Origin of the sequence: Streptococcus sp. 2021WUSS126 (genome assembly GCF_044427255.1) — a bacterium.
GTDB lineage: Bacteria > Bacillota > Bacilli > Lactobacillales > Streptococcaceae > Streptococcus > Streptococcus hashimotonensis.
This window is the reverse complement of sequence record NZ_JAOTGI010000002.1, coordinates 118,075-140,796: the sequence shown is the minus strand read 5'-3', so window position 1 is coordinate 140,796 and position 22,722 is coordinate 118,075. Positions and strand designations below refer to the sequence as shown.

At 38.9% G+C, this 22,722-nt stretch carries 22 protein-coding genes and 3 pseudogenes; 10 read left to right on the top strand and 15 right to left on the bottom strand.

Annotated elements, in window-relative coordinates:
- Positions 1-277: 277 nt before the first annotated feature.
- Together ODU39_RS01910 and ODU39_RS01905 are read right to left on the bottom strand one after the other, a co-directional pair.
- Positions 278-1,495, bottom strand: coding sequence for a tyrosine-type recombinase/integrase (locus ODU39_RS01910; protein ID WP_001291561.1), 1,218 nt, complete (start codon positions 1,493-1,495; stop codon positions 278-280).
- Between the two features lie 81 nt (positions 1,496-1,576).
- Positions 1,577-1,780 carry an excisionase gene (locus ODU39_RS01905; RefSeq protein WP_000814511.1) on the bottom strand — a complete coding sequence of 68 codons (204 nt, stop codon included), beginning with the start codon at positions 1,778-1,780 and terminating at the stop codon, positions 1,577-1,579.
- Here ODU39_RS01905 and ODU39_RS01900 point away from each other — a divergent pair.
- A complete protein-coding gene (locus ODU39_RS01900; protein WP_001845478.1) occupies positions 1,764-2,015 on the top strand; it encodes a hypothetical protein in 252 nt (83 codons plus the stop codon). The genes ODU39_RS01905 and ODU39_RS01900 overlap by 17 nt on opposite strands.
- Positions 2,016-2,240: 225 nt before the next feature.
- Here ODU39_RS01900 and ODU39_RS01895 read toward each other — a convergent pair whose 3' ends face one another.
- Together ODU39_RS01895 and ODU39_RS01890 are read right to left on the bottom strand one after the other, a co-directional pair.
- On the bottom strand, positions 2,241-2,471 hold the full coding sequence (locus ODU39_RS01895; protein ID WP_000857133.1) for a helix-turn-helix domain-containing protein: 231 nt from the start codon (positions 2,469-2,471) through the stop codon (positions 2,241-2,243).
- The gene (locus ODU39_RS01890; protein ID WP_000804885.1) at positions 2,468-2,890 is read right to left on the bottom strand and encodes a sigma-70 family RNA polymerase sigma factor; all 423 of its coding nucleotides are present in this window, start codon (positions 2,888-2,890) and stop codon (positions 2,468-2,470) included. Before ODU39_RS01890 ends, ODU39_RS01895 begins: the two co-directional genes overlap by 4 nt.
- A gap of 504 nt (positions 2,891-3,394) precedes the next feature.
- Here ODU39_RS01890 and ODU39_RS01885 point away from each other — a divergent pair.
- On the top strand, positions 3,395-3,748 hold the full coding sequence (locus ODU39_RS01885; protein ID WP_001227347.1) for a helix-turn-helix transcriptional regulator: 354 nt from the start codon (positions 3,395-3,397) through the stop codon (positions 3,746-3,748).
- A 59-nt stretch (positions 3,749-3,807) separates the two neighbouring features.
- On the opposite strand, the gene ODU39_RS01880 is transcribed toward ODU39_RS01885, so the two are convergent.
- The 8 genes and pseudogenes from ODU39_RS01880 to ODU39_RS01845 form a co-directional block, all read right to left on the bottom strand.
- Entirely contained in the window at positions 3,808-3,975 is a 168-nt protein-coding gene (locus ODU39_RS01880) for a cysteine-rich KTR domain-containing protein (protein ID WP_000336323.1), read from the bottom strand.
- Between the two features lie 118 nt (positions 3,976-4,093).
- Entirely contained in the window at positions 4,094-6,013 is a 1,920-nt protein-coding gene (gene tet(M), locus ODU39_RS01875) for a tetracycline resistance ribosomal protection protein Tet(M) (protein WP_000691736.1), read from the bottom strand.
- A 15-nt stretch (positions 6,014-6,028) separates the two neighbouring features.
- Positions 6,029-6,076, bottom strand: a pseudogene (locus tag ODU39_RS01870) (hypothetical protein); the annotation flags it as partial.
- 313 nt (positions 6,077-6,389) lie between these two features.
- Complete coding sequence (locus tag ODU39_RS01865; protein ID WP_001224318.1) at positions 6,390-7,322, bottom strand: conjugal transfer protein; 933 nt, start codon at positions 7,320-7,322, stop codon at positions 6,390-6,392.
- The gene (locus ODU39_RS01860) at positions 7,319-8,320 is read right to left on the bottom strand and encodes a lysozyme family protein (RefSeq protein WP_398579729.1); all 1,002 of its coding nucleotides are present in this window, start codon (positions 8,318-8,320) and stop codon (positions 7,319-7,321) included. The genes ODU39_RS01865 and ODU39_RS01860 overlap by 4 nt, the downstream gene beginning before the upstream one ends.
- Positions 8,317-10,494, bottom strand: coding sequence for a CD3337/EF1877 family mobilome membrane protein (locus tag ODU39_RS01855; RefSeq protein ID WP_000804748.1), 2,178 nt, complete (start codon positions 10,492-10,494; stop codon positions 8,317-8,319). The genes ODU39_RS01860 and ODU39_RS01855 overlap by 4 nt, the downstream gene beginning before the upstream one ends.
- Before the next feature lie 2 nt (positions 10,495-10,496).
- Positions 10,497-12,944 carry an ATP-binding protein gene (locus tag ODU39_RS01850; RefSeq protein ID WP_000331160.1) on the bottom strand — a complete coding sequence of 816 codons (2,448 nt, stop codon included), beginning with the start codon at positions 12,942-12,944 and terminating at the stop codon, positions 10,497-10,499.
- Positions 12,928-13,227, bottom strand: a pseudogene (locus tag ODU39_RS01845) (conjugal transfer protein); the annotation flags it as partial. The gene ODU39_RS01850 and the pseudogene ODU39_RS01845, both read right to left, overlap by 17 nt.
- A 97-nt stretch (positions 13,228-13,324) precedes the next feature.
- Here ODU39_RS01845 and ODU39_RS01840 point away from each other — a divergent pair.
- From ODU39_RS01840 to glf, 3 genes and pseudogenes are all read left to right on the top strand, one after another.
- A pseudogene (locus ODU39_RS01840) lies at positions 13,325-13,513 on the top strand (hypothetical protein); the annotation flags it as partial.
- Between the two features lie 12 nt (positions 13,514-13,525).
- Positions 13,526-14,143 carry an SAP domain-containing protein gene (locus ODU39_RS01835; protein ID WP_398579728.1) on the top strand — a complete coding sequence of 206 codons (618 nt, stop codon included), beginning with the start codon at positions 13,526-13,528 and terminating at the stop codon, positions 14,141-14,143.
- 783 nt (positions 14,144-14,926) lie between these two features.
- Positions 14,927-16,039: a UDP-galactopyranose mutase gene (gene glf / locus ODU39_RS01830; RefSeq protein ID WP_398579727.1), complete on the top strand. Its 1,113-nt coding sequence runs from the start codon at positions 14,927-14,929 to the stop codon at positions 16,037-16,039.
- Positions 16,040-16,135: 96 nt separating this feature from the next.
- On the opposite strand, the gene ODU39_RS01825 is transcribed toward glf, so the two are convergent.
- The 3 genes from ODU39_RS01825 to ODU39_RS01815 form a co-directional block, all read right to left on the bottom strand.
- A complete protein-coding gene (locus ODU39_RS01825) occupies positions 16,136-16,681 on the bottom strand; it encodes an NADPH-dependent FMN reductase (protein ID WP_398579726.1) in 546 nt (181 codons plus the stop codon).
- A 62-nt stretch (positions 16,682-16,743) separates the two neighbouring features.
- The gene (locus tag ODU39_RS01820; RefSeq protein WP_009909619.1) at positions 16,744-17,193 is read right to left on the bottom strand and encodes a MarR family winged helix-turn-helix transcriptional regulator; all 450 of its coding nucleotides are present in this window, start codon (positions 17,191-17,193) and stop codon (positions 16,744-16,746) included.
- A gap of 512 nt (positions 17,194-17,705) precedes the next feature.
- Positions 17,706-18,869, bottom strand: coding sequence for an IS30 family transposase (locus ODU39_RS01815; protein WP_398579725.1), 1,164 nt, complete (start codon positions 18,867-18,869; stop codon positions 17,706-17,708).
- Between the two features lie 176 nt (positions 18,870-19,045).
- Between ODU39_RS01815 and ODU39_RS01810 the strand changes: the two genes are divergently transcribed.
- The 5 genes from ODU39_RS01810 (at position 19,046) to ODU39_RS01790 (ending at position 22,678) form a co-directional block, all read left to right on the top strand.
- Entirely contained in the window at positions 19,046-19,543 is a 498-nt protein-coding gene (locus tag ODU39_RS01810; protein ID WP_398579724.1) for a DUF5590 domain-containing protein, read from the top strand.
- Complete coding sequence (locus ODU39_RS01805) at positions 19,540-20,721, top strand: pyridoxal phosphate-dependent aminotransferase (protein ID WP_398579723.1); 1,182 nt, start codon at positions 19,540-19,542, stop codon at positions 20,719-20,721. Before ODU39_RS01810 ends, ODU39_RS01805 begins: the two co-directional genes overlap by 4 nt.
- 14 nt (positions 20,722-20,735) lie before the next feature.
- Positions 20,736-22,082 (top strand): asparagine--tRNA ligase, encoded by a 1,347-nt coding sequence (gene asnS, locus ODU39_RS01800; RefSeq protein ID WP_105153407.1) that lies wholly within the window; start codon positions 20,736-20,738, stop codon positions 22,080-22,082.
- 109 nt (positions 22,083-22,191) lie between these two features.
- Positions 22,192-22,419, top strand: a complete 228-nt coding sequence (gene relB / locus ODU39_RS01795) for a type II toxin-antitoxin system RelB family antitoxin (RefSeq protein WP_105139407.1) — start codon at positions 22,192-22,194, stop codon at positions 22,417-22,419.
- Positions 22,409-22,678, top strand: coding sequence for a type II toxin-antitoxin system RelE/ParE family toxin (locus ODU39_RS01790; protein ID WP_105178740.1), 270 nt, complete (start codon positions 22,409-22,411; stop codon positions 22,676-22,678). The genes relB and ODU39_RS01790 overlap by 11 nt, the downstream gene beginning before the upstream one ends.
- Positions 22,679-22,722 lie beyond the last annotated feature (44 nt).

The window sequence follows — 22,722 nt, the reverse complement described above, 5'->3', positions numbered from 1 at the left end:
CCGACATATGGTATTTGAAATACATCTTTATGAATAATGTCAAAGCAATATTGTCCCTGACTATTTTTTTTATGGAGCCCATTTTCATGAATTTTTTTATAATAAACAAAGTATAAATTTCTAATTATCTTTTTATATTTTCTTAAATGCTCGTAAAGCCTTATTCTATGTGCTTTCGAGTATTTTTACTGTAGGAAGATACTTCACGTTTCTTTGCATATTTCCTCATGTCTTAGCTGTCAGAAGTGGTAAATAAGTAGTAAATTCATTTGTACTACTAAGCAACAAGACGCTCCTGTTGCTTCTCTTTATTCAAGCGTTTCATTTCTGCCATTGCAGAATCGAATGTTGCATGTGCGTAATAGTTCAGCGTCATGGCTATATTAGCATGTCCCATAATGTACTGTAATGCCTTTGGATTCATTCCTGCATTTGCATAGTTGGTACAGAATGTATGTCGCAAACTATGTGGAGTGATGTGTGGCAATTTATCCTCGTTATACTTATTGTATTTCTTAACAAGACCTTTCATCATGCCGTTGTAATCACTTGCCACTTTTGGATAGTTCTTTCTATTAAGAAAGAGGAAATCACTATATCCATCAATCTCAACACGCTTATCATTCTTTCGATTCGCTAACACTCGCTTAAATGCTTGATAGGCTTCTTCAACCATAGGAACTTGACGTTCGCCACTTTTGGTCTTTGGTGTTTCAATGTAGTACCCAATTTCAGTATCTCTCAATAGCTGATGGTCTATATTGACAAGACGATTCTCAAAATCTAAATCTGGAAGTGTCAAACCACCAAACTCTGAAATACGAAGACCTGTTTTTAAGAGTATCAGAATTTCATCATAATTTTTGCTGTAGGTTTTATCAGCTTTTGCAAAGGCTAACAGTTTTTCTTCCTGTTCTTCTGTTAGTACGGTCTTAGGGACAGTATCATCATCAAGAACTGCTTTCAGTTGAAAGTCAAATGGATTCTTCCGAACACAATCATCTTGTATAGCAATATAGAATGAAGCCTTTAAAGAACGTTTGTAGTTATTGATGGTTTGATAAGCATAACCATTTTCACTCATTCTAATAGCCCATTCTTTAGCGTCTGATGGCTTAATACTGTCAATACTTCTTACACCTAACTTGTCTTTCTTCAAAATATCCATAAGATATTTGCGTCCAGTTTCAGTGTTTTTTCTAACCTTTGGTCTTTGAGCGTTCTGTTTTGCGTAAAGCTGGCAGAGTGTCATTTTCTTTCCTACAACATCAATACCATCATGAATGTCTTTCTGTAACTCTGCGATTTTCTCTCTAAGTGAGATACAATCACGCTTTCCTGCTGGTACTCGGTCTGTAGCCACAAGTTTCCACGAGTAAACAAATTGCGGTTCTCCAAATGAATCTATATATTTGTATAAGTATCTTCCGTCTTTTCGTTGGCTCTCTCCAGTCTTTAAGATTCGACCTTTATTGTCACGTCTTTTTTCTGACATGGCATTTGCTCCTTTCCTTTATGGAAAGAGCCTTGATACGACTTAATACTATTTTATCATATACAAGACCCTTTGGCGACGCTAGATTGCGTCCAATGTATCTATAATTTTTTCAAATTGTTTTCGTTTAATCTGAATACGATTGCCATTCATAATCAGCCAATTTGCATTTTTATTTTCCTCTGCCAAGCGTCGTAGCTTGTTTTCGCCAATACGAAAATATTTTGACGCTTCTTCAATGGTTAGGGTATAACGTTCCCAAATAGGAATGTCAGTCTGCTTCATAAAATCCTCCTTTCCAAATCACTTATTTGGATTTCATAAAAGTTGTTTTACCAGCAATCGAACAGCTTTAGCAAAGCTCACGGGAGTTCCACCCCTGCATGGTTCTCATGTAGCCATACTCATTGCCTGCGACGGTTTTATCACGCTCGGACTATTGACTGTATGGGAGTATCATTATCACGATAAGAATGTCGTTGCAGGCAATCCTGCTAAAGATTGCTTCTCGGATCACTAACATGAATCGCTCGCTATCTTTATAAGATAGGTCATGGCGGTTAGTTCCGTTGGCTCTTTTCTTATCGAAACGTATTCGATTACTTTTATTCAGTTTTCAAAGAACAATGGCTCGTTAGCCTATCAAAACACATTGAAAGCTCAATATGCTTTGGTGGAATAACAAACCTCCCTGTTCGGGAAGCGTGGAATGGTTTAGCACGCTTCCACGAAAGGAGAGAGGATATTACTTAATTTCAAATGACAAAATCTTTGTAATCAGTCTGGTTTCCATTCTTCCACGTAAGACTTCATCAACGACCATACTTTGATTGCCATATTCATCTTTCATAAGTCGTAGGGAACGCTTCGTTATGTACCCTCTGTAATGATGTAGAATCTGGTTAATCGCTTCGGTATCGCCATCTGTTGCCTTTACAATGAGAGGAAAGGGAATCATAGGATATTGTGTTTTCATTCTTCAAATTCCTCCATAAACTTTTTAATTAAGGCTAGTCCACTGGTTCTATGCCGATAGACAGTAGAACGGTTCAATTTCAACAGGTCTGCAATTTCTGAATCGCTCATGTCCATAAAGTAAAACAGCAGTAGAATTTCACGTTTCTTGTCTGGCAACTCACGTAATGCTTCACTCAACAAATCATTTTCAACGCCTACTGATAACCCATTGAGTGTAAAAATCTGAAAGTCAGTTGAATAGTTATCTGTTGTCGCAAACTGGCTAACAAGATAATCGCCAACATCCGAAAAGGACACCTCACGCTTTGCAATCCTTGAAAGATAAAGCATATAATTCTTTCGCTCGTCTTCCATAGCACGTTTACAGATATAGTCAAACTGATTTTCTATTGTGGTCTGAAAAGAAGATGGTTTCATGTTTCTCACCCCCTTTCTGTCTAGGAAAGGAAGTGAGCCTTGCTCGTTTATCTCCTTTCACTCTTAGTCCCAATGTGAAAGGGGGATTTGTTGCATTACTGATAAATAAACTTTGTAAAAAAGTTCTGAATAGCCAAAAAAGCATATAAACAGATTTATTTCTCTGTTTACATGCTTCTGTTATTCTATCTATATGATTTATAAAACCACATTGGTGGACGTACTTATCTATTGCAGATAGACGACTTTTTTTGACAAGAACCCAATGTAAGGAAATTTATTGTATATGATGTACTTCATGGCGACGTTGACCTCCAACAAACCGCCATTTGGAAGTAATATACAATATTTTAACAGCGTAAATAGCACTACCATATAACGGTTTTTTTTATTGGCGTTTAGTAGTGCTTTTTATTAAATATAAACCTATAAACCATATAACACGTTTTTCTATACCTGTTTTTAATTCAGTAGGAACAATAAAATGTATAGAGGTGGTCTACTATGCGTAAAAAAGAAGATAAATATGATTTTAGAGCCTTTGGTTTAGCCATTAAAGAAGCTCGATTGAAACGAGGTTTAACTCGTGAACAAGTGGGAGCATTGATTGAAATTGACCCACGGTACTTAACTAATATTGAAAATAAAGGGCAACACCCCAGCATACAAGTTCTTTATGACCTTGTATCGTTACTTCATGTTTCCGTTGATGAATTTTTCTTACCTGCTAATAACTTGGTAAAAAGCACCCGACGATTACAGATAGAGAAATACATGGATAGCTTTACAGACAAAGAACTATCCTTAATGGAATCTTTAGCCAGCGGTATCAACGAAGCAAGAAACATCGAAGACTAATTAAAAGAATCCATACATAACGGAAAGAGCCGATAAAATGAGATTGTATTAATCTCATTTTATCGGCTCTGCGTCTTTGCGTCTGGCTCTGTAATCACAGTTACTTTGAACTGCTTTATTTCAATTAAATTTTCTTGTCTGCATTTCGGACAATAGAGGGGGAATTTTTTTAATTCAGTATCTTCCCTTATCTTTAATCGTGTTTTATTTCCACATACAGGACACAATATCCACTTGTAGTTTATAATAACTATCTCCTCCTTTACACTTTAATTCAAATCTTTATTAAAAAATATTTCATCTTATTTAACAAGAAACCATATTTATATAACAACATAAAATACACTAAGTTATTTTATTGAACATATATCGTACTTTATCTATCCGACTATTTGGACGACGGGGCTGGCAAACAGGTTCACCGGTAGTAACATGGTACCCTTTTAACTCTGTTAAACAAACACTACGTCCATTTGTAAAGAAAGTTAAATCACTACGATATTCTTGAATACACCGAGCAGGGATTTCTCCACTAAGAATGACCTCATTATTTTTCAATTGAGTGTCTACGATGTTCGCACAATATTTAGGAGCATCGTTGTATGCTCGTGAAAGATATTCCTGTGGCGCATAAATTTTAAAACTAAGATATGGCTCTAACAATTCTGTTCCAGCTTTTTTTAAGACTTGTTCCAATACAATAGGAGCAAGCATCCGAAAATCTGCTGGGGTACTAACAGGGCTATAGTATAAGCCATACTTAAAACAGATTTTACAGTCCGTCACATTCCAACCATACAATCCTTGTTCACAGCCATAGCGTATCCCCTCCATAACTGCATTTTGAAACGATTGATTTAAGTATCCAAGAGAAACCGAGCTCTCATACTGCATTCCACTTCCCAACGGAAGCGGTGATACAGATAAACCAATGGAAGCCCAGAAAGGATTTGGCGGCACTTCGATGTGAATGGTATATTCTGCATTTTTTAACGGTCTCTCCATATAAATGACTGTAGGCTCTTTTAGTTCTATCTCCACATGATACTTTTCTTGCAACAGTGCACTAATCACTTCCATTTGTACTTTCCCTAAGAAAGAAAGTATAATTTCATGTGTCGTAGAATCCACGTAATATCGTAGAAGCGGATCACTATCTGAGATTTCCAAAAGGGCATCAAGCAACATTTCTCTCTGTTCAGGTTTACTCGGTTCAACAGTTGTTTGTAGTAGAGGGTGCGGATTTTCAATCTTTTTTCTCTGTGGCAATAGTTTTGTATCTCCAAGAACACTATTTAACTTCAAAAACTCATTTTGCAAAATAACAATTTCTCCAGAATAAGCTCTATCAATCTTACATAATTCACCATTTATTGAAGTATACATTTCTGTAACTTTTATTTTTTCTTTTTCTGATACTCTAACCGAATCTCGTAAATGTAGTACTCCACTATAAAGGCGTATATATGCAAGACGTTGTCTTTTTTTTGTATATTCAATTTTGAAAACATTTCCGCAAAGTTCAGACGGACCTCGATGTGTTGATGAATAAAATTTATTAGTAATAACTTCTATAAGGTTATCAATCCCTATATTACTTTTTGCACTTCCATGATAAAGAGGGAACAGAGAACAATTCTGAAATCTTATGCTTTCCTCTTGTTCGAGTTCCAATGCTTCTAATGATTTACCGGACATATATTTCTCTAAAAGGTCATCGTTTCCCTCTATTACCGTATCCCATTGTTCAGATTCGGTAAAGTTCGTCACACACATATTAGGATACAGTTCTACCTTCTGTTTGATTACAATTTCGGCAGAAAGTTTCTCTTTAATATCCTGATAAACCGTTGATAAATCAATTCCATTTTGGTCAATCTTATTGATAAAAAAGATTGTGGGAATCCCCATTTTCCTAAGTGCATGAAATAATATACGAGTTTGTGCTTGTACGCCATCTTTTGCAGAAATCAGTAGAATTGCCCCATCTAAAACTGATAATGAACGATATACTTCTGCTAAGAAATCCATATGTCCTGGCGTGTCTATGATGTTCACCTTCGTATTTTCCCACTGAAAAGAGGTTATTCCTGTCTGAATTGTAATTCCTCTCTGACGTTCTAAAAGCGTATTATCCGTCCTCGTTGTACCTTTGTCCACGCTTCCTAATTCTGTAATCGCTCCACTGTTATATAATAAGCTTTCTGTTAAGGTAGTTTTTCCTGCATCAACATGAGCTAAAACTCCAATATTAATAATTTTCATGTGATTTTCCTCCATTCAAAAACCCAAAAGGGCATAAAAATCCCAGTGATAAATACTTTTATCACTGGGATTTTTATGCATAACCATAGGCATACAAAGCATACAGATATTCTCCGGATACTTTAGAATCACATGATAAAGGTATTTTTAAACTGGGTACAAAAAACTAAGCCCTCCTAAAAAAGGACATCCAATTATTTGTTCCCACTATCAAATTGACAGTTTATTTAAGAATACCTTGCCGCATATTTATTAACTCCTTTTAAATAGATACTTAAATAATAGCACGTAAGAGCATATTTGTAAAGGAATCTCCAATTTTTTATCAAAGAGAGTACGTGATTACAAAATAGCTGTAATAATGTACCAATATTTGTTATTCTATAATCTTCCAATTACTCCCGTTCTTTTCAAGTACCAAATCAAATTGAGATACCTGCGTTGCTTTGGTCTGCTGGTCGATATACTCCACTGTCAGCGATACCGTGACTTGATTATCCTTACGATTGTGAATAGGATTTACCAGTTCTTGAAAGATGTACTCTTTTCCGATTGGTTTTAATATCCCGTCATTCACATAGTAGGAAAGTTCACTGGCTGTCGCTGTAGGATAGAGCTTGAAGAACGTCGTTAAAAACTCATTGATTTCATTGGTTGTAATGGAATCAACCGTCCCCTCACTTTCAATGGCTTTTGGTTTATAACTTGATTTCTTAGGTATGTTGGTAATGGTCGGATTCTTAACCAGTACCATATTTCCAGAACCATCTACATAGACACTCACTATATAAGCAGAGTGGACGGTCTTTGTATTTTCTCCCTCTGTAATGAGCTGGTCTACACTGTAGGTTACATTAAACTCATTGTCGCCAGTTGGCTCTACCGTCCATATCTGAAATCCTCTTACAGAAGACGATACAGGAATATCTTTGCGTACTGTATCAACATTGAGAGCTTGAAGTTCATCTGTCAGATAGCCTTTTAGACTTTCCATTCGATTATCAATGGACTTATCGGATTGCTCCCATGAATAGTAGACTTTCGCAAAGTTCTCTACAAAATTTTCTACATGATGAGTATCAACGTATTCCTTTTCTATGATAGTTGTTTCGTGAATAGTATGAGTATCTATAGCTGTAAAGTGCTTGAATATCGCAAAGCTGAAACTAAGCCCTAAAAGTACCCACAAGGCAATCACAACCTTTTTATGAGGATTGACCTTATAGACACGAGGTTTCTTTTCCTTTGGTATCTGTTTTTCTTTATTCTGATTTTTTCTAAATTTCATCATTAAATCTTCCTTTCTCATTGTTTGATTCGTCCTGCTCCCACTAAATGCTGTTGCCAGTAGGGGCTTGTTAAGTCGGCATAACCGATTGGGTCGCCTGCATGAAACATACGGTTATTGCCAAGGTATATCCCAACATGAGTAATATAAGAGCCAGCGTTATAGGTAGAATGAAAGAAAACCAAATCGCCAGCTTGTGCTTCCGATAGTGGGATATGCTGGGTCACATCATATTGCTGTTGTGCGGTTCGTGGTAAGTTAATTCCAGCTTTTCCATACGTCCATTGTGTCAGTCCGCTACAATCAAAAGAAGTAGTCGGGGAAGCTCCACCGTAAACGTATCGCCAGCCCTCATATTTCAGTGCTTCGTCCATGATGGCTTGTACCGTATCATCATCAAACTCTGTTGTGACAAGATACTGCGTTACCAGTTGCACATAAAACATATTGCCATAGTTGTATCGCCAGCCCCCATTGATAGGTATGGCTATGGGATTGGGGTAAGACACTTTTTCGCCACCTGAATACTCTTTTGAGAAACTTTGAGCCAGTTCAAAGGTATATTTATTTCCACGATTAGCCACATACCTTAAGAAACCACCACCATAATTGTAGGACTGGATAACCGATTCTAAATCTACACTGAGCCTTTCGCTACTGGCTAATAATTCACTGAAATACTTCACACCTTGCTTAATGGATTCTTCTGTACTCAATGAATTAGGTGGAAGACCGAGGGATTCCGAGGACTGCATAACATCTTCCGCAGTACCGCCCGATTCCACCTGTATAATCGCAAGAAGTATGTTGACATATTCTTCAACGCCATATTCTTTGGCATATTTTTCTACCATAGGCTTATGAGCCAGCACTTCTGCGGAAACATTCACACCTCCATAATGAATATTGGAAATTCCGCTGTCCTGTTCATCTGAAAATAAAATGGCAACAAACAGAAGCAGTGAGAAGACCATCAAGAATAATCCAGAACCACCAATCACTAAAGTTTTCAACTTCATGGTTTCTTACCGACTTTCTTAATGGTGGCGGTTTTGATTGGTGGTCTACTTCTTGTATTTTGTAGTGGTACTCTTTGAACAGTAGACGGACGTTCTTTTGTGATTGGACGTTGTGAAGTTCTATCTGCTGTAGTGGTTGAAGTTGCTGGCTTTTGAACGGTTTTTTCTTGAACGGTATTGCCTTGGCGTTCCACTTTTGGACTTGAAAAATCGGACTTAACTGCTGGACGCTCTTGTTTGGCTTGTTGAGATTCCTTATATGAAGTCTGAATATTAGACTGTTTTGAGGTCTGTTCATCATGATATTGTTCTTGTCTTGTAGTCGGTCTTTCATGAACAGAAGAAGCAGGCTGTTTTTTCTGTTTGACCTGTTCCATTTCAGAGCGACGCTTCGCAATGGTTTTTCGCCTTTGTTCCTGCTGTTCCTTGCGTCCACTGGCTCTGTCCGCTTTGGTTTGAGAAATACTACTGGTTAAATCACGGACATTCTCTTTTACTTTGGATTTTCCTTGATATACTGCATATCTTGCATTGGTCGGCAAATCTTTAACCTGTTCTTTCAAACCACTAGCAGTGTCTACCATTCTGTCTTTGGTATCAGCTACTGTACCGATGGTTTGACCGATACGTTTTCCAAGTGTTGATTTTTCCTTTCCGTCTGGTCGGGAGTGATCTGCTTGTGTCCTTGCAGAACTCCCCGAACCCGACTGTCCTTTTTTACCTGTAACAATGGCAGACCCAGCCCCTAGAGTAGTCATGGAACGTCCAAGTTTCCGCTGTAGACGGTGCATGTGAGCGTGCATAAGCATACGAGGTTTTCTCATCACACGACTTCCCACACTTTGAGAATCGTTACTCTGTAGAGAAAACATACTCATTAAATCGCCCAGCTTGAAGTAGATTCCTGCAAAGGTCACAATCTGTAGAAAAGCAATCAAAAAGAACGGATAACCAGCCGATAAGGTATAGAGCATGGTTGAAATACTAAATGCTGTCGTAATAATCAATGTGATTCCAGCTCGTGTCAAAATGGTATTAAAGAGCTTTGTTATGGCTCGTTTTGACATACCATCAAATGATGGAATCATGCTTAAAATAAAGCTCACAGGCAGAAACATAGCATAGATGATAAAAAGTACCTGCGAGAAAATCATGATTCCTGTTAATAGGAATACAAATATGGAAATCCCAATATTGAAGACAAATAGGAAGAAGACTGTACCTAAACGGTTAATGGTCTTTGTAATGGTTAGATTGGTATTGCTTCTGTCTTCAATTTCTTCCGCAACAATTTTTTCTCTGTCTTCGCCATTGTTGGAATCTGGGCTGGTGGAGAGCAGGCTTTCCACACGGTCAATACCGATACTTTCAATGTCTGAACTGTTGTATTGAAGCAGTAGCCACGGTTGCTGAACCTGTATGGAAAACAGGCTATCTCTGATTAAGTCCACGCTGTCCTTGCCTTGACTATCGGAATGGGGCATGACAATCTTCGTGCCAAGTGATAAACTGGCATTACTGATGTCTGATGAAAAGTCATTGATTTTTTTAATGTAGTCGGGAGCGTAGGCAATAAAGGAAGCCGATAGGATAAACACCAGCACAAAATTCATAATGGCATGAATTGCCTTTGTGGTTTCTCTCTTTATCAGTCCCGTATAGGCAACATAAACCCCAAGAACCAAAATCAAGAGTAAGAGGAATCCAACATAGAAACCCTCTGTTGAAAATCCGTTTGCACTCACACCAGCTAAGGTCTGCATATTCTTACCAATGGAATCTGCTGTAGCGGAAATGAAGTCTAAGGAATAGGCTTCCTGTACTAAGTAACCTGTCGCATTGGAAACATACAAACTGATTGTCCAAATAAAATTGGTAATGGCATATAGTCCATACATGACCTGTTTTCCAATCCCGTCCGACCAGTTCCACGGAAGCCAGCCCCAGCTATTATCCACATAAAAATCCAGTTGATAGTTTTCAAGTGGGTATCGGCTGTATTCATTTGCCACATTGACCGTATCATCTACCAAGCCCGCAGCTTGAACCACCGTTCCCAGCATGGCTAAAAGAAAAATGGCAATCACAAGTGTGAAAGCCACTGTCATTGCCACTTTACCTAGACGTTTCAGCGTCCAGTTTGATTTTATTCTGTTTACTATTGATGGTTTCACATTTACACCTCTTTTCGCACAGGTGGTCTGGTATCAAAGGCATGGAGCAGTTCTTCAAATACAGGGTGGAACTGTATCACACCGACACGACCATATAAATCACTGATAAGGCATTGCCCGTTTTCCAAATCACGCAATCGCTTCTGATTGTTTTCGTCCTCTGGGTCTACACCAAAAAAGGCTAAGGTCTTTTTAATCTCGTTAAGGTCAGTGGAACGAAATGCAAATTTTAAGCCGAGGTTATTTTTCAGTTTTTCATCTAAGAGGTCGTCTGTATTTTGGGTCACGAAATATACCCCAGCGTTCATAGCACGACCAGCCCGAACCAGCTTCATAGATAGTGTTTTTCCTTGTGCTACCTGTAAAAAGCTCCATGCTTCGTCTAAATCTACAATCTTGAAAATGCTTCGGTCTGTATGGATAAAGTCTAAAGCAAAGGTACTAATGACAATCAGCATAGCAACGGATAAAAGCTCCATAGTGGTATATTCCTCAAAGGAAGTTTCCTTGTCGGGAAGTACCAAGTCCGCAACCTGTATAATGTTCAGTTGTTTTTCTAAGCTGATAGACTGCTCCACATAACCATTACTGAATAATAAATGTGCAAAGTCATAGTCTGTAAAACTTTCGATATGGTCGGCTATACTGGTACTTAGTGGCGTATTCTCAACCCGTAATTCCTCAATCACTTTCATCAACCCTCGTACTTCACTATTGGTTACTGCACGAATGGCTTTTCTAAGGATTGGGAAGCGTTCCCCATCACGAGAGGAAATCCCCGTAAGGAATGTCAGAATATCAATAGCCAGTGATTCAGAATCTTTGGGATTTTTCATAATCACATAAGGGTCAAGTAAGCCTTTGTTTTTCTCATCAGAAGTCAGAGTGACGATATTGATTTCATGGGAAATCTCTGGCAAGGTTTCTTTCCATCTGCCACGTTCTGCTTTTGGGTCTACAATCACTGCTTGTGCCCCATAAAGCACCGCATAATAGACGATAAGGTTATTCGCAAAGGATTTACCACCACCCAGCGAACCAACAAAAGCCGACGCTAACGCATTGGTTACTGAACCCTTAACCCCTTGACTGGCAAGAGCAGGTTTCAGATAGACATTGCGTCCAGTATCTAAGCTGTAGCCAACATAAATCCCCTCATTTTCCCCCAGCATTTGAGTAGCACCAAAACCTAAACCAGCGAGGAAATCAGAGGTCACGTATTGAATATAATCATTCATATAACGCTTGCTGGCAGGTAAAAATTCTTCATGTAAGCCGAGCATATCCCCAAATGGTCGTACCAGTTTTACGCTTAAATCGTCATAAAAATCTTTCACTTCATTACAACGACGTTTGAGTTCGTCAAGATCATTTGCTGATACCCTTACCACATAAGACAGCTTGTACATAGATTCCTTGCTTTGGTCTAAATTGGTTTCCAGCTCATTCACACTTTCCAGAGCTTCCGCCACATTGGAGCTGGTTTCATTATCACTTTGCCAAGCGTGGTTATCCAAGTCTTTCAGTTCTTTCTTTTTATTGCGGACAGTAGATAGGGCTTTACGATTCGCTACAATTTCCACATTCATTGACGTATCAATCGGGAATGTAAATTGCTGTTGCTGGTAGTAGAAGATTTCAGAGGACGGGAAGTCCAGTTCTCCGACAATGCTGTTAATGGTAAAGTAAGCTACATAGACGGTTTCATCTTCCTGCTGGATTTTCAAATATCGCTGTTTTTCTTCCACCAAACAGCGAGTAGGCTTAATCAAGTCATAGTATTTAATCAGCGTTTCATTATCCAGCTTTTTCTTTGATAGATGGTACTCATACTCTTCATAGGCAGTGCCTGTCTGTCCGTAAAGGTGTTCAATCAGATAGCCGAAGTCGTCCTTATCTAACCTGCGGATTTTGAAACGACGAGAGATTTTATTTTCTAAGAGCTTTTCCATCTTCTGAAAACGCAGGATTTCATCATTACTCATACTAACAAAATCGCCCATCAGCTTATGGTTCACATCATAGACAAAATCAGACAAAGCATTTTTTGCTTCAACGGTAAGACTTTTCATAGAAAACTCCTGATCGTTGAGAAGCAACTTAAAGCCGATAAAGAAACGGTAGTTCACTTGATTTTCGCCAATCATGGATATTAAAGCGTCTGTCTGTTGGTCGATTTTGTCATAGGCAACCGCTTTGAGCTTGCCAGTGACTTCATTTTTGGAACGCTCTTGTGCAGAACGTATGCTGGATTCTGTACTGATTTGTAAAGCATGAATTTTGCCATCACGATTTTGTGCGATAAGCTGTCTGAAAGAATCATGCACTTGTATTTTCTGTTCTGGACTTAGAAATGAGTAATTGTAAGGAACAAGCTCATAGTAAGCATAACATTCCCCGTCTTTATTCCAGACGAGATTGTTTTCAATGTATTTAATTGGATATGCCATAAAATTCACTCCTAACTGCTGTAATGGCTTCTTGTGGCTGGTTTCTGCCAAGCGTTACTTTTTTTCCTGCATAGGTCAGCTTTGGTCGCAGTGCATAAGCAATGACAGACTTCAAAAATCCATAAGGCTTTTTACCATCAAAAGTTTTTGTAGACATAAACCATGTGAAAGCCACAGGAATCCCAAAGTATTTGAGAAATGCTCCCTCTATCATGGAAAGAGGGGGCAAGTTGCCAAGTATCATCACTGCAAAGAGTGACACGACAAACCATATAGAAGTAGTCGGTTTGTTAGAAAAACGCATTTAGGTTGTCCAGCTTGCTTACCTGTTTTCCGGCAAGCTGCTTCAAAGGTCCCCAGGACCTTTGAACTCCCAAAGAGAATGGCACTTCAAAAATAAAATGAATGAGGGGAAAATTAAAGAATTTGACGGTATCACTTTGATTGTTTGGACATCCGATAATAAGATAAAAGTATTGAAAGAGTTTGGTTGTAATTGTAATAACTACAATCCTTACAAAGAGAGTGAAACACCATTGTTTAGAGATGAAAAAGTAAATTGGTTTTGAGGAGATAAAATATTGATAGAAAGTAGACCTGAGTTTGACAAAATTACATCGTTTAACGAGTTTAATAAATATTATTGGTATCGTGAAGAACTTTCACAGATATGCAAGTCATTAGGATTAGAATATAGAGGTACAAAACAGGAATTCAATTATATTATTGAGCAATACTTTAAGGGTAATTTCATTAAAAAGTCAACAACAATAAATGAAAAGAAACAGGTAGAAACTATTACCTTAGATATGCCATTACTTGAATGTGGTTTTTCCTTTAATGCAAAGTTCAGAGAATATTTCTCTGTTTTAACAGGTATCTCACCATTTAAATTTACTGCTGATATGGCAACAGCTTGGAGGAAAGTAAAAAGAGAAAAGGATTTGAGTTTTACAATTCAAGATATGCTAAAAGTTTATTATGGAAAATCAAATTATGCTAAGTATGACAATTCGGTTTGTCAATGGAATCAATTTTTGAAGGATTTCTGTGCAGACGAAAATAGTTGCAACTACTCAAACAAATTAAAAGTAGCTTCTATTCTTTGGAAAGAAGTCCGAAATTCAAAAAATGAAAAAATTTATTCAAAGAATCTTTTGACTAAATATTCGACTAAAATAAAAGAGTATTGCAAGTAGGATATTCTTAGCTTGCTAACCTAACAATTCGATAAAAACTAACACATGAATAGTAAATCAAAAAGTGAATAGATGTTGGAATTTTTTGGTAAGTATTCAATGTCAATGATTTTAATAGGAATAGTCTTAGTAGGAATCATTATTATAGGAATTGCAATAAATTTATCTATTGTAATTATGACGAAAAAAGAAGATTAGAGAATAGTATTCTTTGATATTAGTTTGAATTAGGAAGCTGATATATGGAGAAAAAATGCTGCTGCATTGTTTTTTATTTTAGGCTTTGTAGACTTGTTATGTGACTTTCAGTCCATCACGCTCTGCAAGGTGCGCGACGAAGGTTATACCAAAAAAACTCCAAACGCGATACAATAAAGGTGTTCAAGCCTATTGTAAAGCGAGAGGAGAAGAAAAATTATCCAGTGGATGATTTTTGCCGAAACTAAAAAAATTAAAAGTTGAGGGGCACAAAAGGCACATAGCTAGAGGGATACGGACTACAGCTACGAATTGAACAAATTATTCTAGCTCATAACTTACGCTATTTTGAAACGAACTAGCACCACGGGTATTATTTTATCTTAGTCCTCTTTATCATTGCTAAACTTGATGAAGGTTGTATTGTCTGTTATAATATTGGATATTGCAAGCTTTAAGTGAAAGGTTTTAGGGAAGAGATTATCACAACTCATTCTTTATTGGCTATGAGACGATGGTATAAATGATAGTCTAGTAAAAGATTTGGAGAAATGACTTCCCTAGAAGGTTAAATGTAAAAACAATATGAAAAAACACGATTATTTAGTTGTTGGTGCAGGGCTGTTCGGTGCGGTCTTTGCTCATGAGGCAGCTAAAAAGGGTAAAAAAATAAAGGTTATCGAAAAACGAGACCACATTGCAGGTAACATCTATACAAAAGAAGTAGAAGGTATTCAAGTCCATGAATATGGCGCACATATTTTTCATACTTCTGAAAAAGAAATTTGGGATTATGTGAATCAGTTTGCGGAGTTCAACCGCTATACAAACACACCAGTTGCCAACTACAAGGGTGAGATTTACAATCTTCCATTCAACATGAATACTTTCAATAAACTGTGGGGCGTGGTGACCCCTGCTGAAGCAGAAGTGAAGATTGCAGAGCAACGGGCTGTATTGGGTGGTAAAACGCCTGAGAACTTGGAAGAGCAAGCCATCTCACTTGTTGGTACAGACATCTATGAAAAATTGATCAAGTCATACACCGAGAAACAATGGGAAAAACCGTGTACGGAGTTACCAGCCTTCATCATCCGTCGCTTGCCCGTGCGTTTGACTTATGATAATAACTACTTTAACGATACTTATCAAGGTATTCCAATCGGTGGTTACACGCAGATTGTTGAAAAAATGTTGGAACATGAAAATATCGATGTGGAGACAAATGTTGATTTCTTTGCCAATAAGGAAGACTATTTAGCTACCTATCCAAAGATTGTCTTTACAGGAATGATTGATGAATTCTTTGATTACCAACTTGGTGAATTAGAATATCGTAGCCTTCGATTTGAGACAGAAGTGTTGGATATGGAAAACTCTCAAGGGAATGCGGTTGTGAACTACACAGATAGCGAGACACCATATACTCGAATCATCGAACACAAACATTTTGAATTTGGTACACAACCGAAAACCATTATTACACGTGAGTATTCGAAGACCTGGAAACGAGGCGATGAGCCGTATTATCCAGTGAACAATGATCGTAACAACAAACTTTATACTGCTTATAAACGCCTCGCAGAACAACAAGAGAATGTCATATTCGGTGGGCGTCTTGGTCATTATCGTTACTACGATATGCACCAAGTCATCGGAGCAGCCTTGCAGTGTGTGAGAAGTGAAGTTGGGGAATGATTTTGAGAAGTCATCAAAGTAGTAATTGATTCTTGGCAGAAGTCGGAATACTCTTAAAATGATAATCAAAAAAACCAGAATTTCTGGTTTTTTTGATTATTGAATTGCTGCCAACAGGTCAGCTGCTTGTTGCTCGAGTTTTGTTAGAGTTTCGTCAGATAACTCCAATACACCTGTTCCCCATGCTTCTGGATTGATGGTTGAACCTGTAAATTCACCAGCAATCTGAGTACGGATAAATGGAAGAAGGTGTTGGAAGTCTTTGAATAGGTGGTCGTGACCACTGTTTGCGACTGCAGAGACAGTTGTGATTTTATCTTGTAGGATAGATGGTCCTTTTGGAGTGGATAAATCGAGCGAACGACTGAGCCAATCGAGAGCATTTTTTACGATGCCTGGGATTGCATAGTTATATACTGGTGAGAAAATCCAGATAGCATCCGCAGCGTCTACTTGTGCACGTAGCTCTGCAATTTCAGGAAGGATAGGTGTCTCGATGTCTTGGTTGAATAGGGGAATTTTTGCAAGATCAATGTAAGATACTTGAGCCTTATCAGCCAAGAACGCTTCGGCTTTTTTTGCCATTTGATGGTTAAAAGAACCGTCACGTAGTGAACCAACTAAAAACAATACGTTTGCCATGATGGCCTCCTTTTCATAAAAACATAAATTTAGTATATCGTATTTGTCTTTTGTTGGCAATCCTAGGTCTGCTGATTCTTGAATTTTTTAAGTATCTCGGCTAATTGGTCTTGTTCTTCTGAACTAAGGACAGAAAAAATCTCTCCAACGTGATCATAATGCTCTGGAAGGATTTTTTCAATGGTTTCGCGTCCAAGTGGAGTGAGAGCAATCAAGGAAGCACGACGGTCATTTGTATCGATAGTCTTGTAGATATAGCCATCTCGAATCATGTTTTTTATAACGACAGTCATGTTGCCAGATGTGCTTAATAATTTATCAATTAAGTCTTGAATCCGCAGATTTCCTTTGTTGTAGAGTGCCTCCATCACTCCAAACTGACAAACTGTCAGTCCGTATTTTTTGATTGTTTCTAATTCTGATTTTGCGATAGTATTAGCTGCTCTGCGAAAGACGACTAGACTGTGAAGTGCATGCTTGTTCTCGTTTAAAGATTGTTCAACAGTTCTCATGAGAATATTTTAGCAATAAATAGTTCGGTTATCAAGCAAAAAAAGTTAGATTCTATATTCATAGGTAAAGTGCTTTTATAGAAAAGATAGTTTTTCGTTAATCAAGTTCGTTTTTTGAGGTAATACTAACTGTACTGGAAAAAACGAGCAATGAGCATTTGAAAAATAGTCTTAGATGGAAGTGCAAAACTGTGAATGTAGGTTCTTATATCCTTTTCTTTGTGCGAAGGAAAAGGAAATGGTAAATTCTCAAAGTAAGTTCTAGTTCCCGTCCTTCCAGAAGTTACTTTGAGAAAACTGCATAACACCAACAGAATTTAGTCTCAGACTAAGTTCTGTTTTTGCCTAAAGCTGCAGATTCAAGGAATTTTTAGGGTTGAAAATGTTGAAAAAAAGAGTACACTAAAGTTACTGGCTCTGAGACGTCTCAAAGTAAGTTCTAGCTATCTGGAATTTTGGATGGGACAAGTTCCTTTCTATTTTTGATAAATTTTTATGATAAAAACTAGCGATTATTTATCCAATAATCGAGGTGATTGGATGACGTTCTCAGGGTCAATTTTAGAGATGCCCAAAAGTGTTGCCAATTCTTCACCGTAGGTAAATGTAAAGAGTTCATAAGCCGATTTTCCGTTGAAAGCAGCTCGTTTGACGCTGTTGACATGCGAACAAACCAGGTTGATATCATCCTGTGTCAAGTTATCAAACGAACTTCCTTTAGGAAGAATGTCTCTGATAAGTGTGTGATTCTTCTCGATTCTCCCCTTCTGATCGGAGCGATTTGGGTCACAGAAGAATAGCTTAGATTCTCCACGAACATCCATTTCGATATCGTCTACTCTAGCGAATTCACCACCATTGTCGGTCAGAATGACAGGGAATATTTCGCAGAAGTCTATCTCTTTCTGATGCAGGTCGTTCTTGATAATGTAGAGGTGTTTAGCGACCTCATTAGCTGTTTTATTATCAAGTAACCGAGCGAAGATAAAGTTACAGAAGGAGAGGTTAAAGGTGAGAAATACCTTTCCGCCGATCCGTCCAGTAACGGTGTCTATTTCCAGCCAATAGCTGATTCCTTTCTCTGTGAGGAAGCGTTGGAAGTCCTCGTAAGACCGTCCTTCTTTGGCAGTTTTAGGAATGGGTTGTAGTTTTCTGGTTCTCCGTTTTCTGAATTTCACGACACGGGGGAAATCAATAGGCTTTGTGGACAGATAGCCTTTTTCAAGGTATCGGTAGATAGAAGCTCTGGATGCCGCCAGTTCGTTTGAGGCGATGATGTGGTTGAGGTGTTGTCCTTTTTTGATGGCAGAAGAGACAATCTCGTCCATACGATAGAATTCTTCCTTGTTTAGGGCAACACCTGTTCTCGAATCTGAGAGCTTAGCTTCATAATCAAGCTGAGCTCTTTTTGCGTAGTAGAACTGTTTCTGGTATCCACAATTGATTCTCTTTTTCGGACAGGCATTACAAACGTAGGGAGCCTTTTTGAGCAGAGGGCAGGCCTCGCAATTGGAAGTACTAGAGTTCTCTTTTATCACCCTATTTCTCCGAACTTCTTTTGAGATTGTGGACGGGTCTTTTCCTAGCTTAACAGCGATAGCTGAGAAGGGCTTAAGTTGTTCAATTCCTATTTGAATATCATTGCGATCAGAGAGAGTTAAGTGTTTGTTTTTCATTGTCGGTTACCAACTTGTCCCATAGTAAGTTCTACCTTATTTCTTTGTCTCATTCTAGTTTCCAGTTTTTAAGACAGACTAGAACTTACTTTGGGAATTTACTGGAAAAGGAAATTTTATTTACAATCACGGAAAGAATGGAAATATGCTTTAATTTGTAGTATAATGGGACTACTATGGAAAAAAAGATTTTTCAACTGTTGGAGTGGATGGCTTCCAAGACTGGTCAGTTAGTGTTGGGCTCTTTTATCCTTCTCAGTGTTGTGACTTTTTCAATTTTTACTATTTGGGATATTGCTGCTGCCCCTTTCAACAGTGTGCGTAGTCATGCAGTTGCAGTAGCTACAGAATATGCTGATTTGCAAACTGTCAATGATTTTTCTATCTACAATGGTACTGAAACCTATTTTTGTGTATTTGGTGTCACCAGTCAGGGAGAAGAGGTTGCAGTTTTGATTCCAGAGGCTTCTAGCACAGTATATGTCTATCCTTTAGCTCAGGGAATTTCGCAAGAAGAAGCGCAAGCTATTGCCAAGAAAAACGGTGCAAGCCAAGTAGAGCAAACTATTCTAGGTTTAAGGGATGGCAAACCTATTTGGGAAGTTAAGTCTGGAACAGCATACTACATAGTTGATTTTGAAACAGGGAACTTTATCAAACGGGAGGGCTTATGAGCAAGTTATCAAGACGAGTCTTAGAGATGGAAGAAAGTGTAACTCTGGCAGCAGGTGCGCGTGCAAAAGCCTTGAAGGCAGAAGGCCGTGATATTTTAGAGCTGACCTTGGGTGAGCCAGACTTCGTCACACCGAAAAATATTCAAGAAGCTGCTATTAAGTCTATCAAAGATGGTAAGGCGAGTTTTTATACGGTAGCTTCAGGACTTCCAGAATTGAAGGACGCAGTCAATACCTACTTTGAAAATTTCTATGGCTACTCTATCGAACGCAATCAAGTCGTTCTTGCCACAGGTGCCAAGTTTGTTCTTTATGCCTTCTTTGCGGCGGTCATCAATCCTGGTGATGAGGTGATTATTCCGACACCTTACTGGGTTTCTTATGCAGATCAAATCAAGATGAATGATGGGGTGCCTGTCTTTGTCACTGCGACAGAAGAGCACAATTTCAAGGTAACGGTTGACCAGCTGGAAGCGGCTCGTACGGATAAGACCAAGGTTCTCTTGCTCAATAGTCCGTCCAATCCGACGGGCATGATTTACAGTCGTGAGGAATTGGAAGCTATTGGAAACTGGGCTGTAGAGCACGATATTCTCATCTTGGCAGACGATATTTACGGTCGTTTGGTCTATAATGGAAATACCTTCACACCGATTTCTAGTATTTCAGAAAGCATTCGCCAGCAGACTATTGTTGTCAATGGGGTGGCCAAGGCCTATGCCATGACAGGTTGGCGGGTTGGATTTGCGGTTGGCAATCCTGAGATTATTGCGGCAATGAGTAAGATTGTCGGTCAAACGACTTCTAATCTATCCACCGTTGCTCAGTATGCGGCCATTGAGGCCTTTACTGGTCCGCAAGATACGGTAGAAACCATGCGTCAGGCTTTTGAAGAGCGGCTTAATACCATTTATCCCTTGCTGGCAGAAGTGCCTGGTTTTGAAGTTATCAAGCCAGAAGGTGCCTTCTATCTCTTCCCAAATGTCAAAAAGGCTATGGAAATGAAGGGCTATACAGATGTGACTGAATTTACCACAGCCATTTTGGAAGAAGCGGGAGTTGCAATGGTGACAGGTGCTGGTTTTGGAGCTCCTGAAAATATCCGCCTCAGCTATGCGACAGATATGGACACGCTCAAAGAAGCAGTGGCCCGACTACACACATTTATGAAAAAATAAAAAGAGGAAAAATAATGTCTAGAAAATTGATTACCATTAACCAAGTGAAAGATTATGTTGGTCAAGAAGTGACCATTGGTGCCTGGGTTGCCAACAAGTCAGGCAAGGGCAAGTTAGCTTTCCTACAGTTGCGTGACGGAACAGCTTTCTTCCAAGCAGTTGCTTTCAAGCCAAACTTTATCGAGAAATTCGGTGAAGAAGCTGGTACGGAAAAATTTGAAGTTGCCAAACGTCTTAGCCAAGAAACCTCTGTTTATGTGACAGGTATTGTCAAGGAAGACGAGCGTTCTAAGTTTGGCTATGAGTTGGATGTGACAGACCTTGAAGTCATTGGTGAGTCACAAGATTACCCAATCACACCAAAAGAACACGGAACAGACTTCCTTATGGACAACCGCCATCTCTGGTTGCGTTCGCGTAAGCAGGTTGCTATCCAGCAAATCCGTAACGCGATTATCTATGCGACCTATGAATTCTTTGAAAAGAATGGTTTTATTAAGTTTGATAGCCCAATCTTGTCTGGAAATGCGGCAGAAGATTCGACAGAATTGTTTGAAACAGACTACTTTGGTCAACCTGCCTATCTCAGCCAATCAGGTCAGCTTTATCTTGAAGCTGGTGCTATGGCACTTGGTCGTGTTTTTGACTTCGGACCTGTTTTCCGTGCGGAAAAATCAAAAACTCGTCGTCACTTGACAGAGTTCTGGATGATGGATGCCGAGTATTCATTCCTCAGCCATGAAGAGTCACTTGATTTGCAAGAAGCCTATGTCAAAGCTTTGATCCAAGGTGTTATCGACCGTGCTCCACAAGCCTTGGAAACTCTTGAGCGTGATGTGGATGCTCTCAAACGCTACATTGCAGAACCATTCAAACGTGTGGCTTATGATGATGCCATTACCCTTCTGCAAGAGCATGAGGCTGATGAAGATACAGACTACGAGCACATCGAGCATGGTGATGACTTTGGTTCGCCACATGAAACTTGGATTTCAAACTACTTTGGTGTACCAACATTCGTGGTCAACTATCCAGCAAGCTTCAAGGCCTTCTACATGAAACCAGTTCCTGGCAATCCAGAGCGCGTGCTTTGTGCAGACCTTTTGGCGCCAGAAGGCTACGGTGAAATCATCGGTGGTTCTATGCGTGAGGACAACTACGATGCCTTGGTGGCTAAAATGGATGAGCTGGGCATGGACAAGTCAGAATACGAATTTTACCTTGACCTTCGCAAGTACGGTTCAGTGCCACACGGTGGATTCGGTATCGGTATCGAGCGTATGGTGACCTTCGTCGCGGGTACAAAACACATCCGTGAAGCCATTCCGTTCCCACGTATGTTGCACCGCTTGTATCCGTAAGCAAATCAATAAATACACAAACAGACTACAAACGTGGTCTGTTTTCTTGCAGTTGACATTTTGAACGAATTGTTTTACAATGTATTACAAGAAGAAAGTAGGTGGAATGATGGGAATTGTATCCTTGCGATTAAATGAAGCTGAAGAGGAAATTTTCAGAAGTTATGCTATTCATACTGGAAAAAGCCTGTCTGAGCTATTCAAAACTGCACTTGCAGAACAGATAGAAGACCAGCTGGACTATGAAATTGGTATCAAGGCTTTGAAGAAATTCCAAGAAAATCCTGTTACACACTCGATTGATGATGTTCTTGCGGAGTTAGAAGATGGCTTATAAACTTGTTCTGAGCGATGATGCTTTGAAGCAGTTGAAAAAAATGGACAGGCATGTGGGGATGATGCTTGCTAAGGATTTGAAAAAACGTTTGGACGGTTTGGAGAATCCAAGACAATTTGGGAAGACCTTGGTAGGAGACTATAAGGGGCTGTGGCGGTATAGAGTAGGGAATTACCGTGTGATTTGCGATATTATTGATAACAAAATGGTCATCCTAGCTCTTGAAATCGGGCACCGGAAAGAAATCTATAAAAAGTGAAGTTCTAGGTAACTAGGCTCGGTATCGGTGCACTTTTCAGAGTT

What these genes read in the sequence shown, in the direction of transcription:
- ODU39_RS01910 (WP_001291561.1), bottom strand. Translation starts at nt 1,495, where the DNA reads ATGTCAGAAAAAAGACGTGACAATAAAGGTCGAATCTTAAAGACTGGA.
- ODU39_RS01900 (WP_001845478.1), top strand. Translation starts at nt 1,764, where the DNA reads ATGTCAGTCTGCTTCATAAAATCCTCCTTTCCAAATCACTTATTTGGA.
- ODU39_RS01905 (WP_000814511.1), bottom strand. Translation starts at nt 1,780, where the DNA reads ATGAAGCAGACTGACATTCCTATTTGGGAACGTTATACCCTAACCATT.
- ODU39_RS01895 (WP_000857133.1), bottom strand. Translation starts at nt 2,471, where the DNA reads ATGAAAACACAATATCCTATGATTCCCTTTCCTCTCATTGTAAAGGCA.
- ODU39_RS01890 (WP_000804885.1), bottom strand. Translation starts at nt 2,890, where the DNA reads ATGAAACCATCTTCTTTTCAGACCACAATAGAAAATCAGTTTGACTAT.
- ODU39_RS01885 (WP_001227347.1), top strand. Translation starts at nt 3,395, where the DNA reads ATGCGTAAAAAAGAAGATAAATATGATTTTAGAGCCTTTGGTTTAGCC.
- ODU39_RS01865 (WP_001224318.1), bottom strand. Translation starts at nt 7,322, where the DNA reads ATGAGAAAGGAAGATTTAATGATGAAATTTAGAAAAAATCAGAATAAA.
- ODU39_RS01860 (WP_398579729.1), bottom strand. Translation starts at nt 8,320, where the DNA reads ATGAAGTTGAAAACTTTAGTGATTGGTGGTTCTGGATTATTCTTGATG.
- ODU39_RS01850 (WP_000331160.1), bottom strand. Translation starts at nt 12,944, where the DNA reads ATGGCATATCCAATTAAATACATTGAAAACAATCTCGTCTGGAATAAA.
- glf (WP_398579727.1), top strand. Translation starts at nt 14,927, where the DNA reads ATGAAAAAACACGATTATTTAGTTGTTGGTGCAGGGCTGTTCGGTGCG.
- ODU39_RS01825 (WP_398579726.1), bottom strand. Translation starts at nt 16,681, where the DNA reads ATGGCAAACGTATTGTTTTTAGTTGGTTCACTACGTGACGGTTCTTTT.
- ODU39_RS01820 (WP_009909619.1), bottom strand. Translation starts at nt 17,193, where the DNA reads ATGAGAACTGTTGAACAATCTTTAAACGAGAACAAGCATGCACTTCAC.
- ODU39_RS01815 (WP_398579725.1), bottom strand. Translation starts at nt 18,869, where the DNA reads ATGAAAAACAAACACTTAACTCTCTCTGATCGCAATGATATTCAAATA.
- ODU39_RS01810 (WP_398579724.1), top strand. Translation starts at nt 19,046, where the DNA reads ATGGAAAAAAAGATTTTTCAACTGTTGGAGTGGATGGCTTCCAAGACT.
- ODU39_RS01805 (WP_398579723.1), top strand. Translation starts at nt 19,540, where the DNA reads ATGAGCAAGTTATCAAGACGAGTCTTAGAGATGGAAGAAAGTGTAACT.
- asnS (WP_105153407.1), top strand. Translation starts at nt 20,736, where the DNA reads ATGTCTAGAAAATTGATTACCATTAACCAAGTGAAAGATTATGTTGGT.
- relB (WP_105139407.1), top strand. Translation starts at nt 22,192, where the DNA reads ATGGGAATTGTATCCTTGCGATTAAATGAAGCTGAAGAGGAAATTTTC.
- ODU39_RS01790 (WP_105178740.1), top strand. Translation starts at nt 22,409, where the DNA reads ATGGCTTATAAACTTGTTCTGAGCGATGATGCTTTGAAGCAGTTGAAA.